Origin of the sequence: Devosia sp. (assembly GCF_024707125.1) — a bacterium.
Taxonomy (GTDB): Bacteria; Pseudomonadota; Alphaproteobacteria; order Rhizobiales; family Devosiaceae; genus Devosia.
This window is the reverse complement of record NZ_JANQAH010000003.1, coordinates 192595-207936: the sequence shown is the minus strand read 5'-3', so window position 1 is coordinate 207936 and position 15342 is coordinate 192595. Positions and strand designations below refer to the sequence as shown.

The window sequence follows — 15342 nt, the reverse complement described above, 5'->3', positions numbered from 1 at the left end:
CCGCATGCGCCGGTCGGGGCATTTTTGCCCCGGCCAAACCTGCGGAAACCGGGGTAAAACCCCGCAAAACCTGCCTTTCCGAGCCGGCTGGACTATACTCTGCTCCTGATTCGTTCTCTTGCAGATTGAGCCACGCATGTCCGACGCCGATACCTTGCCGCCCGCCGACGATCAGCGCATCGTTGATCTCAAGCAGGCGCTCGAAGAGCGGTATCTGAGCTATGCCCTCTCGACCATCACCCAGCGCGCGCTGCCCGATGCCCGCGACGGCCTGAAACCCGTCCATCGCCGCATCATCCACGCCATGCGCCTGCTGCGTTTAGACCCCGGCCAGGGCTACAAGAAATCCGCCCGTATCGTCGGCGATGTGATCGGTAAGTTCCACCCGCATGGCGACCAGTCGATCTATGACGCCCTGGTCCGCCTCGCGCAGGATTTCGCCCTCCGCTATCCCCTCGTCGATGGCCAGGGCAATTTTGGCAATATCGACGGCGATAGCGCCGCGGCCATGCGATACACGGAATCGCGCATGACCGAGGTCTCGATGCGCCTCCTTGAAGGCATCACCGAGAACGCCATCGACTTCCGTCCCACCTATGACGGCGAAGACGAAGAGCCTGTCGTGCTCCCGTCCAACTTCCCGAACCTGCTCGCCAATGGCTCCACCGGCATCGCCGTGGGCATGGCGACCTCCGTGCCGCCGCACAACATCGTCGAGCTCTGCAACGCCGCGCTAAAACTGATCTACAATCCCGAAGCGACGACGGAAGACCTGATCCACGCCGATCTCTCCGCCCCGCCCAGCATGGACGATCTCGTCCGCGGCCCGGATTTCCCGACGGGCGGGCACCTGGTTGAATCCCGCTCCTCCATCGTCCAGTCCTACGAAACCGGCCGCGGCGCCTTCCGCCACCGCGCCGTCTGGAGCAAGGAAGAAAAGGGCAGGGGCGTCTACCAGATCGTCGTCACACAGATTCCCTATGGCGTGCAGAAATCGCGTCTCGTCGAAAAGATCGCCGAACTGCTCCTCGCCAAGAAGCTGCCGCTCCTCAAGGACGTCCGCGACGAAAGCGCCGACGACATCCGCCTCGTGCTCGAGCCGCGCGCTGGCACCGTGGATGCCGTCATCCTCATGGAACAGCTCTTCAAGCTCACCGAACTTGAACTGCGCTTCCCGCTGAACCTGAACGTTCTCGACAAGGGCACGACGCCCCGCGTCATGAGCCTTGCCGATGCCCTGCGCGCCTGGCTCGACCACCGCAAGATCGTTCTCGTCCGCCGCAGCGAACATCGGCTCGAACAGATCGCCAACCGCCTCGAAGTGCTCGAAGGCTATATCGTCGCCTATCTCAATCTCGACGAGGTGATCCGCATCATCCGCGAGGAGGACGATGCCAAGAAGAGCCTGATGGCGACCTTCGACCTGACGGACAACCAGGCCGAAGCCATCCTCAACATGCGGCTCCGTTCGCTGCGCAAGCTCGAAGAGCTCGAACTGCGCAAGGAGCACGAGAACCTGACGGCCGAAAAGGGCAAGCTCGAAGCGCTTCTGGCTTCCGACAAGAAGCAGTGGGGCGAAATCTCGCGCCAGGTCGAGGCGCTGAAAAAGGCCTATCCGCTCTTCGAAGCCGATGGCGTAACTCCGCATCCGCTTGGCGCCCGCCGCACCGTCTATTTCGATGCTCCGACTGCCGACGCCGCCGAAATCACCGAAGCCTTCATCGAGCGCGAGCCGATCACCGTCATCCTCTCTGAAAAGGGCTGGATCCGCGCGCCCAAGGGCCACAATGCCCCGGTCGACGAAAAGGGTTTCAAGACCGGCGACCGCCTGAAGCTCGCCCTCAATTGCGAAACCACCGACAAGCTGCTGATGCTCACCACCGGCGGCAAGGTCTATACGCTCGGTGCCGATAAGCTCCCCGGCGGCCGCGGCCAGGGCGAGCCGGTCCGCATCATGGTCGATATGGAAGAGGGGCAGGACATTGTCGACCTCTTCGTCTATCGCCCCGGCACCAAGCGCATCGTCGCCTCGTCGGCCGGCTATGGCTTCATCGTCCCCGAAGACGACCTGATCGCCAATACCCGCAAGGGCAAGCAGATCCTCAACGTCTCGCTGCCCGAAGAAGCGCGCCTGATGGTCCCCTGCGATGGCGACCGCGTCGCCGTCATCGGCGAAAACCGCAAGCTGTTGGTCTTCCCCATCGCCCAGCTCGCCACCATGTCCCGCGGCAAGGGCGTACGCCTGCAGCGCTACAAGGATGGCGGCATCTCCGACATCAAGACCTTCTACGCCGCCGATGGCCTCACCTGGACCGATAGCTCGGGCCGCACCTATTCCAAGCCCACGGAAGAACTCACCGACTGGCTGGCCGACCGCGCCACCGCCGGCCGCCAGCCACCGACAGGCTTCCCGAAGAATAACAAATTCGTCGGGTGAGGGCCGGACGCGCCCACCGTACGTCACCCTCGGGCATGACCCGAGGGGACCATACTTCGCGGTCTCGCTGACAAAGTAAAAGGCCCTCGGGTCAGGCCCGAGGGTGACGCGGTGAGGGATGCCTCACCGAATGAACTTCCGGTCCCAACCGATTCACAGGACTCAACAAAAATGATCCGCCACTGCGTCCTCGTCCGTTTCCGTCCTGAAGTAACGCAGCAAGATCGCACCGCTATCTACGCCGAACTTGAATCGCTACGTGAAGTCGTCCCGGGCTTCCTCGGCATGAGCGCCGGCCCCAACGTTTCCCCCGAAGGCCTCCACAAAGGCTTCGTCGATGGCTTCACCATGGAATTTGCCGACGAAGCCGCCCGCGACGCCTACCTCATCCACCCCGACCACAAAGCCGCCGGCGCAAAACTGGTCGCCGCCCTGGAAGGCGGTCGGGACGGTTTGATCGTGTTCGATATGGTGGTTTGAGAGCCTAAGCCCTCGTCGATCAGCGCACCCACACCCACAGCGTCATCCCCGCGAAAGCGGTGATCTCTGTTTCCCGCATCAGAAGAGAGATTCCCGCTTTCGCGGGAATGACACTGAGCATGTACGGAAAGCCTTAGTCCTCGACCCGGCACCACCCTGCATGCCCGCGCTGCACTTCCAGCGGGCGATACTGCGCCTTGTAGGCCATCTTGGGCGAGTCCTTCACCCAATAGCCGAGATACACATAGTTCAGCCGCGCCGAGCGCACCTGCGCAATGTGGTCGAGAATGAGAAAGGTCCCGAGGCTGCGATGTGTCAGGTCGGGATCGTAGAACGAATAGACCATGGACAGCCCATCGGGCATCACATCGGTCAGCGCCACGGCCACCAGCGTCTGGTCGGGATGGTCGCGCAACCGATACTCCACCAGCACCGACTGCACCGGCGTATCCTCGACCATGTATTCATAGTCCTGATACGACATCTGCGTCATGCCACCCCCGGCATGGCGGGAGTCCAGATAGCGCTTGAACAGTTCGTATTGCTCCACCGTCGCCGTCGTCGGCCGTACGGTGATGGAAATATCGGCATTGGCGCGCAACACGCGCCGGAACCGCCCGGAAGCCGCAAATTCCCCCGCCACGATTCGCACCGACTGGCAGGCATTGCAGCCCTCGCAGGCCGGCCGATAAATCAGGTTCTGGCTGCGGCGGAAACCGTTGTCGCTCAGCACATGATGCAGCGCCGACGCCCGGCGCCCGCTGAGATGCGTGAACAGCTTACGCTCCATGTGGCCCGGCAAATACGGGCACGGCATGGCCGCTGTAAGGAAGAGTTGGGTAGTTTCTGGCGACTGGTCGGTCATCTACGACCCATGGCTACAATCCGGCGATTGTACCCCTCCCGTCACCCGCCTGCAATATTTCAGTAAAATGCGCTGCTACGGGCGTTCTGCCAGTGCCGGATCATCGGCGAGCGACGCACCATCAGCGTGCCGACCACGAAATCGTGGATCATCTGCCGGCGCGGCGTGAACAGCGCGAAGAGCAGCGAGATCGGCCAGCAGATCCAGAACGTCAGCCAGAAGACCAGCGGGTGAAGGATTGCCATCCAGCCATCAAGCGGCTGCCCGCGTGTCGGGGTAAGAACGATATCCATCATCTGCATGCCAATCGTGGCGCGCCGCGGTGAGCCAAGCGTTGCCGCATAATAGAGCACGATCACCGCCGGCACGACAAAGACCAGTGCTGCCCAGGCAAGCCCAAAGGTCAGAAAGCCCAATATGCCGCCGACAATGGTCGCGGCCAGCACCAGCCCGCCCATGATGGCAAGGTCGATGAAGTAGGCCATCACCCGTCGCGTCAGCAGGCCGTCGAACAGCTCCGGCGCGGTGGCAGGGTCGGGCAGATAGGGGCGGGGTTGAGCATATTCCTGGGTCATAATGCTGAAATTGTCACGACCTCGCCGCAATGCAAGACCTCTTGCGCAATTCTCCTGTGCTTCGGCCCGTGACCGGCCTATCCTTGACCCAATCCTGCCCCTCGCGAGTCGCCTGCCCTGCCGCGCTCGCTCCTTCGGAACCTCACATGTCGACGACTTCCGCCCCCGCGCCGCTGACCGATCAGCCATTGCGCGGCCTTGCCCTCATCATCGGGGCAACTCTGCTCTTTGCCTATAACGACACGACCAACAAGCTGCTCATCACCGAGTACAATGTGCCCATGGTGGCGGCCATCCGCTATATCGGCCATTGCCTGCTCATGCTGGCGATTGTTGCGCCGCTCCATGGCCGCGAAATGGTCCGCACCCAGCGCACCGGCCTCGTGCTCATCCGCGCCGGCAGTCTCGCCATCGGCTCCCTGCTCGTCAGCCTGGCGCTCCAACGCATGCCCGTCGCCGAAACCACGGCCATCGTCTATCTCTGCCCGGTTCTCGTCGTTTTGCTGTCCGGCCCGCTGCTCAAGGAAAAGGTCGGCCCCATGGCCTGGGTGGCGGCGGTCATCGGCTTTGCCGGCGTCCTGCTCATCGCTCGCCCCGGTGGCGGGCTCGATCCGCTGGGCGTGATCTTCGTGCTGGGCAACGTGGTCGTGTCCCTGACCTACAATCTGCTCTCGCGCGTTCTCGCGCGCACAGAGCGCACCATGGCCATGCTGTTCTATTCCGCTCTGGTCGGCGCCATCGGCTTCGGCATTTTCCTGCCCTGGACGATGCACGGCGTCGCCCCCACGCCGCTACAAGTGTTCCTCTTCATCGGCCTCGGCGTCTCCGCCTGGCTCGGGCACTATCTTTTCACCCAGTCCTATCGCTACGCCCCGGCGGCCCTCGTCGCCCCGATGACCTATATGCACCTGGTCTGGGCCGGCATTTTAGGCTGGCTGGTCTTTGGCCACGCCCCCGAGCCAATCGCACTTGGCGGCATGGCGCTCGTGGCTCTCGCCGGTATCGTCAGCGCCTTCCGCCCGCGCCGCGGCGAACGTCCAGCCCAATTGGCCGCCGAAGATGGCACGACGGAACGGGCAGGCTAGGGCGCTTTTAGCGCCCCAGCTTCCGCGCCATTTCCAGTGCGTAATAGGTGAGAATGCCATTCACCCCGGCACGCTTGAAGGCCCAGAGGCTTTCAAGCACCGCCGCATCGCGATTGATCGCCCCGGCGGCGCCCGCCAGCTCGATCATCGCGTATTCGCCACTCACCTGATAGGCATAGATTGGCACGTTGAAAGCGTCCTTGGCCCGACGGATGATGTCGAGATAGGGCATGCCCGGCTTGACCATCACGCTATCCGCGCCTTCCTCGATATCCTGCGCAATCTCGCGCAAAGCCTCGTCGGAATTGGCATAGTCCATCTGATAGGTGCGCTTGTCGCCCTTGAGCCGGCTACCCGAGCCCACGGCCTCGCGGAACGGCCCGTAAAAGCACGACGCATATTTCGCCGCATAAGACATGATCTGCACGTGCTCCAAACCCTCGGCATCGAGCGCCGTCCGAATGGCCGCCACGCGCCCATCCATCATGTCTGAAGGCGCAATGATATCCGCGCCCGCCTTGGCCTGAACCAGCGCCGATTTCACCATCGCCGCCACGGTTTCGTCGTTGAGGATTTCCCCATCACGCACGAGCCCGTCCTGCCCGTCGCTCGAATATTCATCCAGCGCCACGTCGGCAATCAGCCCGATATCCGGCACTGCCGACTTGATCGCGCCCAGCGCTCTGCACATCAGATTGTCCGGATTGTAAGCCTCGGCGCCGCTTTCCGACCGCAAATGGTCCGGCGTATTCGGAAAAATCGCCAGCGCTGGAATGCCCGCATCCCGCGCCGCCTTCGCCGCCTCCACCATCAGGTCGATAGAAAGCCGCTCCACCCCAGGCATGGTCTTGATGGCAGTCTTCTCGTTCTGCCCTTCAATCACGAAGAGCGGCCAGATCAGATCGCGCGGCAAGAGTTCCGTTTCCCGCACCATATCCCGGCTCCACGCCGTCCGCCGCAACCGCCGCTGCCGACGGCCATCGAGAAAAGACATGTCATGCTTGGGCCAGTTCTGCGTCATTCTTCTGTTCCTTGCCGCATAGCCCCGACATCCACCGGACCGGCACCTCCCCAATGATGGGGAGGTGGGAGGGGGTGGGGCCACGCACCGCTCTCAACTCTTCCCGCTCATACCAGCCGCGTCGCTTACCTCCAAGCCGCCGCTTGTCGCAGCCCCTCGCGCTCGCTACTAAGAAGCCATGTCGTTCAAATCACCCCAGCTCGGCCTCTATATCCGCGTCGTCGCTCTGCTGAGCCTGGCTCTGGGCCTCAGCGATGCCGGCCGCCTGCTCGGCGTCAATCTCGGCGCCACCAGCCCGGTCGCCGTTCTCGGCCCCGTGGGCTTTGTGCTCCTCGGCATCTTCTCGCTCGCGCGCCTCTTTGCCGGTGTCGGCCTCTGGCTCAAGGCAAGCTGGGGCGCCGTTCTCCTGGTTGGCTCCACCACTGCCGAATTGGCGCTCTATCTCGCCGGCAGCCCCGACATCCGCATGTCCGCCTTCGGCTTCGCCGTCCGCATCGTGCTGCTCGTCGCCATATCAGTCATCTTCGCGCTAAGCTTCCGCTTCACGCGCGCCCAGGCCGCTGACTAAGCAGGGTGAAACTGCTCGATGGTGATCTCCTCGGCCAGCGCATCCTGCGGCGCACCAAAACTCGTGACCGTCGTGAACCAGCGCGTCACCTGATCGCCCATCCGGAATTCCAGTGGTAGCAGCACCTGCCCAAGCGTACCTTCCGGCCGCAGGCTCAAGCCGTCGACGCCCTCATGCCTTCGCACCCGCATGAGCACCCGCGCCACCGGTGCGCTCGGCCCATGCCGCCTTACGCCTTCGCGCAAGCGATGCATCAGATAGGCCGCCACTTCCGCCCAGTTGACGATGGCCTCGCGCACCGCGCCCGGCTCAAACACGAGATCGGCCAGGTTAAGCCGCACCTTCGGCAGCGTCTCCACCCCGATCAGCACCAGCGCCGCCCCATTGGCTTCCAGAATATCAAAGGCCGCATCGAGCACGATGGCAGGGTAGGGCCCATGTGCCTTCAGCAATAGCTGCGCCGCCTGCCTAAGCTCGGTCATCTGAGGACTTAGCCAGTCATTGTCCCCATAGTGCGGCGCAAACCCGGCCGCCACAAGCAGACCATTGCGCTCCCGCAGCGGCAGGTCGAGCGCCTCGGACAGCCGCAGCACCATGGCAGCGCTCGGCCGCGCCCGCGCGGACTCCAGAAATGACAAGTGCCGCGGCGATACTTCCGCCGCCATGGCCAGCGCCATCTGGCTCATTCCTCGTTGATTGCGCCAATCGCGCAGGGCCGTCTCAAACATGGCTTGTCTCCTTGGCCCCAACCTGCCGCAGGATCCGCCGCAATTCCATTACCCCGCAGGTAATTGTCTTCATGACCTCCCGCGCGCCACCCTCAAGCCATCGACAACCCGTTCCTTGGAGAACCACTATGGCGACCGCCACCCAGCCCCTCATCCTCCGCGATCCCGGCCTCATCTACCGCTTCGACGCCGTGCTCTCCCTCACCATGTGCGTAGGCCTTCTCGTCCTCGCCACCCCGCTCACCACTCTCATCGGCTGGGCCCCCATGCACACGGTCCTTCTCGGCGTCGGTATTTTCCTGCTGCCCTGGGCCCTCTTTAACTGGACCATCGGCGCAGCCACGGGCCCCGACAGGATTTCCCTCCTCGCCAACCTCCTCGGCGACGGCCTCTGGGTCCTGCTGAGTGTTTTGCTTCTTGTGCTTTATTCGGCTCAAATGACCGCGATCGGAGTAACCTTCATCATCGCCCAGGCGCTGGCCGTATCGGTCATTTTCGCCATCAAGCTGGCCGGCCCCAAGACCCTGCGAGCCTGACATCACGTATGCGGGCGGTCGCACGGGCCGCCCGCCGAACGCTGGTCCGAGAGCCGTTTACGCCTCGGAAAGGTTACAACTTTATGCACCGGTGTGACGAAGCGTTAAGCCAAATTCTCATTGCTTTCCAGTAAGATGCCATTAAGCGTGCTGTTTAGGGCGATCTTAGTTCGGCCGTCGTAGTTTGGCCTCATGAGATGCGAAAAATCGCACGCAGAGAAAAAACAGTGAGGCAAAAATGGCAACCAAGTCGAACGCAGCTGAGGCCCTGATCCCGAACCGTCCGGAAGGTCTCAAGCCCCTCTATCTCGAAGCCGTCTCCCGTGTGGAACGTCTCCACCGTCGTCTTCTCGACCTGATCAAGGACGAGTTCGATCGTATGGGTTGGGACGATATCAACCCGGTCCAGGCGCTGCTGATGTTCAACATCGGCGACAGCGAACTGACCGCCGGTGAGCTGCGCTCGCGTGGCTACTATCTCGGCTCCAACGTTTCTTACAATCTCAAGAAGCTGGTCGAGACCGGTTACATCTTCCAGGAGCGCTCGCGCACCGACCGTCGTTCGGTCCGCATTCGCCTCACCCCCAAGGGCGAGGAAGTCGCGGAAGTGATCGACGAACTCTATGATCGTCACCTGAAATCCATCGACAAGGTCGGCGGCCTCGGCGACGAAGAGTTCGATAACCTGAACAAGGCTCTGGCCCGTCTGGAACGCTTCTGGGTCGACCAGATTCTGTACAAGCTCTGATTGCATGCGGAGCGGCGCTGCGCGTCAATTGAAACAGCATGCGGGTGTAGGCTTGTGTTGCCTCCACGCCACACTCTCTGCGGAGACGCCGGCCCATGGCCGGCGTTTTCTTATTTGTGCCGCAAATCCAAGGCACCCGATTACGTGGTTTTTAAACCATTCCTCGACTATGGATGGGGCTGCCCTCATGGTTCACAAGGCGTTGACAGCCGTTGTGGAACAGGTGCCGGCAATGATAATCGCGCCTATGTGGCGACAGATTCCTTCGGGTGACGATATGCGGGTTAATCGACGTTCCTTTCTGCAGACCATGGCCATTGCCGGCGCCAGCACGGCGCTGCTGCCAAGCTTGGCAACGGCACAGGAAGGCGAGTCGATCTGGGACATGTTCGCCCGCAATCGCGTGCTGAAGGATGCAGATCAGGGCGGCGCTACTGCCGCGGCCGAAGCGCTGATCTCCACCAATGAGCCGATCCTGTCCTTTGACACGGTCTACAACCTGCAGCTCGCCATCTCGCAGTACGAGCCTTTCGTGGCTGCCGGCGGCTGGGAGGAAATCCCGCAGGAGGCTTATGGCCTCAATCTCGGCAAGTCTGCGCGCCACGTCGTCAATCTCAAGCGCCGCCTGATTTCCTCGGGCGACATGGGAATGGTCGAAAACGTCAACGAGCTGTTCGACGCCCCGACCGATGCCGGCGTCCGCGCCTTCCAGGCCCGTCATGGCCTCGTCGTCAACGGCCAGGTCGATGAAGCCACCTGGTACGCCATGGCCGTTCCGGCGCAGCAGCGCCTGCAGCAGCTTTACCTCAATTACACGCGCGTCCAGAACATGGCCGCCAAGCTCAACCCGCGCTATGTGGTGGTGAACATCCCCGCCGCCACCATCGAGGCGGTCAATGACGGCATGGTTGAGCAGCGTCACACGGCGGTCGTGGGCCGCGTCGAACGCGCCACCCCGATCATGGCCAGCAATATCAGCCAGATCAACTTCAACCCCTATTGGCACGTGCCCAAGTCGCTGGTCCGCCAGGACCTGACCAAGTACATGCTCGAAAACCCAAATTACCTGACCGAGCAGAACATTTTCATCTACGACGGCTCGGGCAACAAGGTCGATCCGCAGTCGATCAATTGGGCTGCCATCACCGATGCGCAGGTCAACTACATGTATCGCCAGGAGCCCGGCGCCGCCAACTCCATGGGCCACTGCAAGATCAACTTCTACAACCCCTACGATTGCTACCTGCACGACACCCCGACCAAGGCACTCTTCAACGAGAACGCCCGCTTCCACTCCTCGGGCTGCGTCCGCGTCGATGGCGTCAACCAGCTGGTCAACTGGCTGCTGCGCGACAATGGCGATTGGGATCAGCAGAAGGTCGACTCGACCTTCGACTCGCTCCAGCGCCTCGACGTCGAGTGCAAGGCGCGCGTGCCGATCCACACGACCTACATTACCGCCTGGGCCAACCGCCAGGGCACCGTCAGCTTCCGCGACGACGTCTACAAGTTCGACGAACAGGGTAAAGTGTCGTTCGACGCTTGAGGGCTAAGCTCGAATGGCGACAATGCTGAACAAAAATCCCCGCGAAAGCGGGGATTTTTGTTTGCAGGGCAGGGACTAGCGGAGACCTACACCCAACTCGATGTCACCCCGGCGAAAGCCGGGGCCCATCCTGAGATGTTCTTGTTCACGTCCATCGTGCGTTAGGGGCCGAGCCGCGGTGACATCCGGTGAAGCAACGCCCAGCGGAAAGGACATCCGCATATTTCCGACTCCGCGCCGTCCCGAATCCCTGCTAAACTCCTCACAGTGATGGAGGTCCCATGTCGGGCGGGGTTCTTTTTGAATTCGTGCAGATGGGTCAGGTCATGCGCGTCGCCGCGATAGACGAGGTGACGGGCACCGAAGTGTTTGTCATCACCCCCGTCAGCGCAACGCGCCTGCAAATGGAGCGCGTTGCCCTTGCCAAGCTCAGGCGCAAGCTGGGCGACCCCGAACCTCCTCCGCCACCACCGACAGGCCGCTACGCCTAGAGATTGCAGCGGTGACGAATGCCGTCATAGCCCAGGAAAGTGTCGGTTTCTTCGTCGTAGGACCTGTAGCGGTTGTAGCAGGCCTGCACATGGGCGTCGTAATTGTTGCCACCATAGACCACGACGCCACCACGCGTGTTGTTATTGCCATTGGCAATGATCGACCCGATCGCGGCGCCAAAGGTGAAACCGAGAATCCCCGACGCTATATTGTCGATGGAAGACCGGCGCGAATAATAGAAATTGTTATAGTCGCGATCGTCCCAGCCGCCGCCGTAGAAGCCTTGGCAGTCAGGGTCCCATGGGTTCCGGTCGCAATAGGTTTCGATCACCTGGTACCGTTGGCCAAAGCTCATCGTCACCGATTGGGCCTGCGCCGGAACGACAGCGCTCAAAGCCAAAATACCGCTCATTGCAAGACCACTCGCAAGGCCAGCTAGCTTTCTCATTTCTCCACTCCCGGGCCGAAGCCCGCCAATGCTGATTGTGGAGTCAATGTCCGGGCAGGGCAGGTGGTTGCAAACTATCGAATGTCTGCCGCCCCTGCGCAGGCCGGGGCCTGTGAAGCCCCGGCGCGCCAAACACTAGAGCGTGCAGGGGTGGCGAATGCCGTCATAGCCGAGGAAGGTATCGGTCCGTTCGTCATAGGACTTGTAGCGCTGGTAGCAGCGCGCCACGTGGCCGTTGTCGCGTCTGGTAAAGGTCGGAGGCGGGCTCGTATTGTGGCTCTTGTTGCTGTTGGCAATGGCGCCGCCGATGATCGCGCCGATCGCAAGGCCCAGAATCCCGGCCACCAGCGGATCGAGGTCGCTGCGGTTGCGATAGTAGAACGCGTCATAGTCCCGCGCGCTCCAGAACCACCAGCCGTTGCAATCGGGGTCCTGCGGGAAGCGCTGGCAATAGCCTTGGACAACCTGCTGCCGCTGGCTGAAGTTCAATGAGTTGTCCTGCGCCTGCGCCGGCGCAAAGCTCGAAATGGACAATAGGCCGGTCATGGCAATGGCGGTCAATTTGGTCACGAGCGGTTTCATTGATCCCTCCTGGATGATCGCACTCTGTTGGCAAGAGAATGGACAGAGCTTCTCTAGAAAGGGTTCGCTGGCGTGGTGAAAGTACCGCGCCAGAACTCGGTAAAATTCAATATTTTGAGTGTTGATAGTAGGATGGCATGTCGCTCTTGGGGCCTTCACACGGCTGCCGCTTTCAGCCATATTCACCGCGTTCGCGCGACTGGCGAGAAAGAGATGGGCAACCATCGGGAAACGCGAACTTCATAGAGCCGCTCGCCTGGGCAACCCATCCACGATCAGGGGGAGCCCCATGGATCCAGTACATATGTATCGGACTTGGATTTGCGCTACTCGCCGTGATAAAGGCACCGCCATGCCGGTCACCCTGATCCTTTGTGAGGAAATCGTCGCATGAGCGCTGCCACTTCTACCCCGCTCTTTCCCCATTTCTTTTCCGCCTCGGTTGCTCAAACCGACCCGGAAATCGCCAAGGCCATTCAGGACGAACTCGGTCGCCAGCAGAGCGAAATCGAGCTGATCGCCTCGGAAAACATCGTTTCCCAGGCCGTGCTCGAAGCCCAGGGCTCGGTGCTGACCAACAAGTATGCCGAAGGCTATCCCGGCAAGCGCTACTATGGCGGCTGCCAGTATGTCGACGTCGCCGAAAGCCTCGCCATCGAGCGCGCCAAGCAGCTCTTCGGCACCGCGTTTGCCAACGTCCAGCCCAATTCCGGTTCGCAGGCCAATCAGGGCGTCTATCAGGCCCTGATCCAGCCCGGCGACACCATCCTCGGCATGTCGCTCGATGCCGGTGGTCACCTGACCCACGGCGCCAAGCCCAACCAGTCGGGCAAGTGGTTCAACGCCATCCAGTACGGCCTGCGCAAGCAGGACGGCCGCGTCGATATGGACCAGGTCCGTCAGCTCGCCCGCGAGCACAAGCCCAAGATGATCGTTGCTGGTTTCTCGGCCTATTCGCGCATCATGGACTGGGCCGAGTTCCGCGCCATCGCCGATGAAGTCGGCGCCATCCTTTTCGTCGACATGGCCCACGTTGCCGGCCTCGTCGCTGGCGGCGTCTACCCCAGCCCGTTCCCGCACGCCCACGTCGCCACCACGACGACCCACAAGACCCTGCGCGGCCCGCGCGGCGGCCTGATCCTCACCAACGATGAAGACATCGCCAAGAAGATCAATTCGGCCATTTTCCCGGGCATCCAGGGCGGCCCGCTGATGCACGTCATCGCCGCCAAGGCCGTGGCCTTCAAGGAAGCGCTGCAGCCCGAATTCAAGCTCTACGCCCAGCAGGTCGTGGCCAATGCCCAGGTGCTCGCCGAAACCCTCGTCAAGGGCGGCGTCGACATCGTCTCGGGCGGCACCGACAACCACCTGATGCTGGTTGACCTCCGTCCCAAGGGCCTCACCGGCAAGGCGACTGAAAACGCCCTCGGCCGCGCCCACATCACCTGCAACAAGAACGCCGTGCCCTTCGATCCGGAAAAGCCCGCGATCACCTCGGGCGTGCGTCTCGGCACCCCGGCCGGCACCTCGCGCGGCTTCGGCACGGCCGAATTCAAGCTTGTGGGCGAATACATCATCGAAGTGCTCGATGGCCTCAAGACCAATGGCGATGACAACAACGGCGCCGTCGAAGCCGAAGTCCGCGCCAAGGTTAAGACGCTGACCGACCGCTTCCCGATCTACGGCTGATCTGAAAGGGCCACATAAGGATGCGCTGCCCCTATTGTGGCAATGACGATACCCAGGTGAAGGATAGCCGCCCGACCGAAGATTCGGGCGCTATCCGCCGCCGCCGCGTGTGCAATGCCTGCGGCGGCCGCTTCACTACCTTTGAGCGCGTACAGTTGCGCGATCTGACGGTGGTCAAGAAAACCGGCCGAAAAGTCCCCTTCGATCGCGAAAAGCTCACTCGCTCGGTCAACACGGCGCTACGCAAGCGCTCGGTCGATCCTGAGCGCGTCGAGCGCATGATTTCGGGCATCGTCCGCCAGCTCGAAAGCCTTGGCGACGTTGAAATTACCTCCGATCAGATCGGTGAATATGTTATGGTCGGCCTCAAGGGCCTCGACCACGTCGCCTTCGTCCGCTTCGCCTCGGTCTACAAGAATTTCGCCGGTCCCGACGATTTCCGCGATTTCCTCGCCGAGCTTGATTCCGACGCGAATACGCCCCTTCCCGAGGACGATTGATCTAGTCTCGCCTTGCTCGCCGTTGCGGGCCGGACTATGGGGTTGGGTAGCAAAGGCAAGGATGTCTGCTATGGATTCTTACGGCGAACGCTTTTCGATCGAGCCCAATTCGGCTGAGGGGCTCCATTTCCTCATCGTCGAGGGCAGGGCCTATCCCGGCATCGCCGATGAGATGAAGGCTGGCGCCAGCGCCGCCCTCAAGGCCGCCGGCGCCACCTTTGACGTCATCGCCGTCCCCGGCGCCATGGAAGTGCCCGTCGGCGTCGCCATGGCTCTCGAAACCGACAATTATGATGGCTACGTCGCCCTCGGCTGCGTTATCCGTGGCCAGTCCAATCACTACGTGTCCGTCGCCAGCGAAAGCATCCGCGCCCTTGCCGAATTGGCGGTGGTGGATGCCTTGCCGCTTGGCATCGGCATTCTTACGGTCGAGAACGAAGGCCAGGCCTGGACCCGCGCCCGCGTCGCCGATGGCGATCGTGGTGGCGATGCCGCCCGCGCCGCCCTTGCTCTCGCCGCTCTCAAGGCAAAGTTGAACGCATAAATGACTGATACGCCCCCCATCCCGAACAATTCGCGTCCAGCCAACCAGCGCGGCGCCGCCCGCCTCGCGGCTGTCCAGGCGCTCTACCAGATGGATGTGGGGCGCCAGACGCTGGAAGACACGCTGGCCCAGTTCAGTGCCTTCCATCTCGGCCGCGAAGTCGAGGGCGAACAATACCTGCCGGCCGATGCCGATTTCTTCGGCCAGATCGTGCGCGGCGTCACCAAGAACCAGCTCGAGATCGACCCCGCCATCGACAAGGCCCTGGCCGAAGACTGGCCGATCGATCGCATCGATTCCACGCTCCGCGCCATCCTCCGCGCCGCCGCCTTCGAACTCCTGCGCCGTAGAGACATCCCGGCCCGCGTCGTCATCACTGAATATGTCGACGTCGCCCGCGCCTTCTTCGAAGAAGACGCCTCCGGCATGGTCAACGCCGCGCTTGATTCCATCGCGCGGAGCGCTGGTGTGGATCTGGAAAAGAAGAGCTGACCGCCA

18 protein-coding genes and 1 riboswitch are annotated in these 15342 nt (G+C 62.1%); of the genes, 12 read left to right on the top strand and 6 right to left on the bottom strand.

The genetic code is table 11. The annotated features are described in order from the left end of the window. Window positions 1-136: 136 nt before the first annotated feature. Both parC and NVV77_RS01990 read left to right on the top strand, forming a co-directional pair. Window positions 137-2437 (top strand): DNA topoisomerase IV subunit A, encoded by a 2301-nt coding sequence (gene parC, locus NVV77_RS01995; RefSeq protein WP_295410210.1) that lies wholly within the window; start codon window positions 137-139, stop codon window positions 2435-2437. A gap of 171 nt (window positions 2438-2608) precedes the next feature. Next, window positions 2609-2917, top strand: a complete 309-nt coding sequence (locus NVV77_RS01990; RefSeq protein ID WP_295410208.1) for a Dabb family protein — start codon at window positions 2609-2611, stop codon at window positions 2915-2917. A 133-nt stretch (window positions 2918-3050) separates the two neighbouring features. On the opposite strand, the gene NVV77_RS01985 is transcribed toward NVV77_RS01990, so the two are convergent. Both NVV77_RS01985 and NVV77_RS01980 read right to left on the bottom strand, forming a co-directional pair. After that, entirely contained in the window at window positions 3051-3782 is a 732-nt protein-coding gene (locus NVV77_RS01985; protein ID WP_295410206.1) for an arginyltransferase, read from the bottom strand. Window positions 3783-3841: 59 nt separating this feature from the next. Beyond that, entirely contained in the window at window positions 3842-4357 is a 516-nt protein-coding gene (locus NVV77_RS01980) for an RDD family protein (protein ID WP_295410203.1), read from the bottom strand. A gap of 146 nt (window positions 4358-4503) precedes the next feature. On the opposite strand from NVV77_RS01980, the gene NVV77_RS01975 reads away from it, so the two are divergent. Further along, window positions 4504-5442, top strand: a complete 939-nt coding sequence (locus NVV77_RS01975; protein WP_295410201.1) for a DMT family transporter — start codon at window positions 4504-4506, stop codon at window positions 5440-5442. A 7-nt stretch (window positions 5443-5449) separates the two neighbouring features. On the opposite strand, the gene hemB is transcribed toward NVV77_RS01975, so the two are convergent. After that, window positions 5450-6463 carry a porphobilinogen synthase gene (hemB, locus tag NVV77_RS01970; protein WP_295410200.1) on the bottom strand — a complete coding sequence of 338 codons (1014 nt, stop codon included), beginning with the start codon at window positions 6461-6463 and terminating at the stop codon, window positions 5450-5452. Between the two features lie 178 nt (window positions 6464-6641). On the opposite strand from hemB, the gene NVV77_RS01965 reads away from it, so the two are divergent. Then, on the top strand, window positions 6642-7031 hold the full coding sequence (locus NVV77_RS01965) for a hypothetical protein (protein ID WP_295410197.1): 390 nt from the start codon (window positions 6642-6644) through the stop codon (window positions 7029-7031). On the opposite strand, the gene NVV77_RS01960 is transcribed toward NVV77_RS01965, so the two are convergent. Next, window positions 7028-7759: a helix-turn-helix domain-containing protein gene (locus NVV77_RS01960; protein WP_295410195.1), complete on the bottom strand. Its 732-nt coding sequence runs from the start codon at window positions 7757-7759 to the stop codon at window positions 7028-7030. The genes NVV77_RS01965 and NVV77_RS01960 overlap by 4 nt on opposite strands. A 128-nt stretch (window positions 7760-7887) precedes the next feature. On the opposite strand from NVV77_RS01960, the gene NVV77_RS01955 reads away from it, so the two are divergent. From NVV77_RS01955 to NVV77_RS01940, 4 genes are all read left to right on the top strand, one after another. Beyond that, window positions 7888-8295 carry a hypothetical protein gene (locus NVV77_RS01955; RefSeq protein WP_295410192.1) on the top strand — a complete coding sequence of 136 codons (408 nt, stop codon included), beginning with the start codon at window positions 7888-7890 and terminating at the stop codon, window positions 8293-8295. A 238-nt stretch (window positions 8296-8533) separates the two neighbouring features. After that, the gene (locus NVV77_RS01950) at window positions 8534-9043 is read left to right on the top strand and encodes a winged helix DNA-binding protein (RefSeq protein ID WP_035081594.1); all 510 of its coding nucleotides are present in this window, start codon (window positions 8534-8536) and stop codon (window positions 9041-9043) included. A gap of 232 nt (window positions 9044-9275) precedes the next feature. Then, window positions 9276-10589: a L,D-transpeptidase family protein gene (locus NVV77_RS01945; protein ID WP_295410188.1), complete on the top strand. Its 1314-nt coding sequence runs from the start codon at window positions 9276-9278 to the stop codon at window positions 10587-10589. Window positions 10590-10870: 281 nt separating this feature from the next. After that, window positions 10871-11080 carry a hypothetical protein gene (locus tag NVV77_RS01940; protein ID WP_295410186.1) on the top strand — a complete coding sequence of 70 codons (210 nt, stop codon included), beginning with the start codon at window positions 10871-10873 and terminating at the stop codon, window positions 11078-11080. Here the strand turns inward: NVV77_RS01940 and NVV77_RS01935 are convergent. Together NVV77_RS01935 and NVV77_RS01930 are read right to left on the bottom strand one after the other, a co-directional pair. Further along, entirely contained in the window at window positions 11077-11529 is a 453-nt protein-coding gene (locus tag NVV77_RS01935) for a BA14K family protein (protein WP_295410183.1), read from the bottom strand. The genes NVV77_RS01940 and NVV77_RS01935 overlap by 4 nt on opposite strands. 135 nt (window positions 11530-11664) lie before the next feature. Then, on the bottom strand, window positions 11665-12111 hold the full coding sequence (locus tag NVV77_RS01930; RefSeq protein WP_295410181.1) for a BA14K family protein: 447 nt from the start codon (window positions 12109-12111) through the stop codon (window positions 11665-11667). A gap of 185 nt (window positions 12112-12296) precedes the next feature. Continuing rightward, a riboswitch (ZMP/ZTP riboswitch) is annotated at window positions 12297-12380 on the top strand. 121 nt (window positions 12381-12501) lie between these two features. On the opposite strand from NVV77_RS01930, the gene glyA reads away from it, so the two are divergent. The 4 genes from glyA to nusB all read left to right on the top strand — a co-directional run bounded on the left by glyA (window position 12502) and on the right by nusB (window position 15336). Next, window positions 12502-13800 carry a serine hydroxymethyltransferase gene (glyA, locus tag NVV77_RS01925; protein ID WP_295410179.1) on the top strand — a complete coding sequence of 433 codons (1299 nt, stop codon included), beginning with the start codon at window positions 12502-12504 and terminating at the stop codon, window positions 13798-13800. Window positions 13801-13820: 20 nt separating this feature from the next. Then, window positions 13821-14300, top strand: a complete 480-nt coding sequence (gene nrdR, locus NVV77_RS01920) for a transcriptional regulator NrdR (RefSeq protein WP_295410177.1) — start codon at window positions 13821-13823, stop codon at window positions 14298-14300. Window positions 14301-14370: 70 nt separating this feature from the next. Beyond that, window positions 14371-14844, top strand: a complete 474-nt coding sequence (ribH, locus tag NVV77_RS01915; protein WP_295410174.1) for a 6,7-dimethyl-8-ribityllumazine synthase — start codon at window positions 14371-14373, stop codon at window positions 14842-14844. Beyond that, entirely contained in the window at window positions 14845-15336 is a 492-nt protein-coding gene (gene nusB, locus NVV77_RS01910; protein WP_295410173.1) for a transcription antitermination factor NusB, read from the top strand. Window positions 15337-15342: the final 6 nt, after the last annotated feature.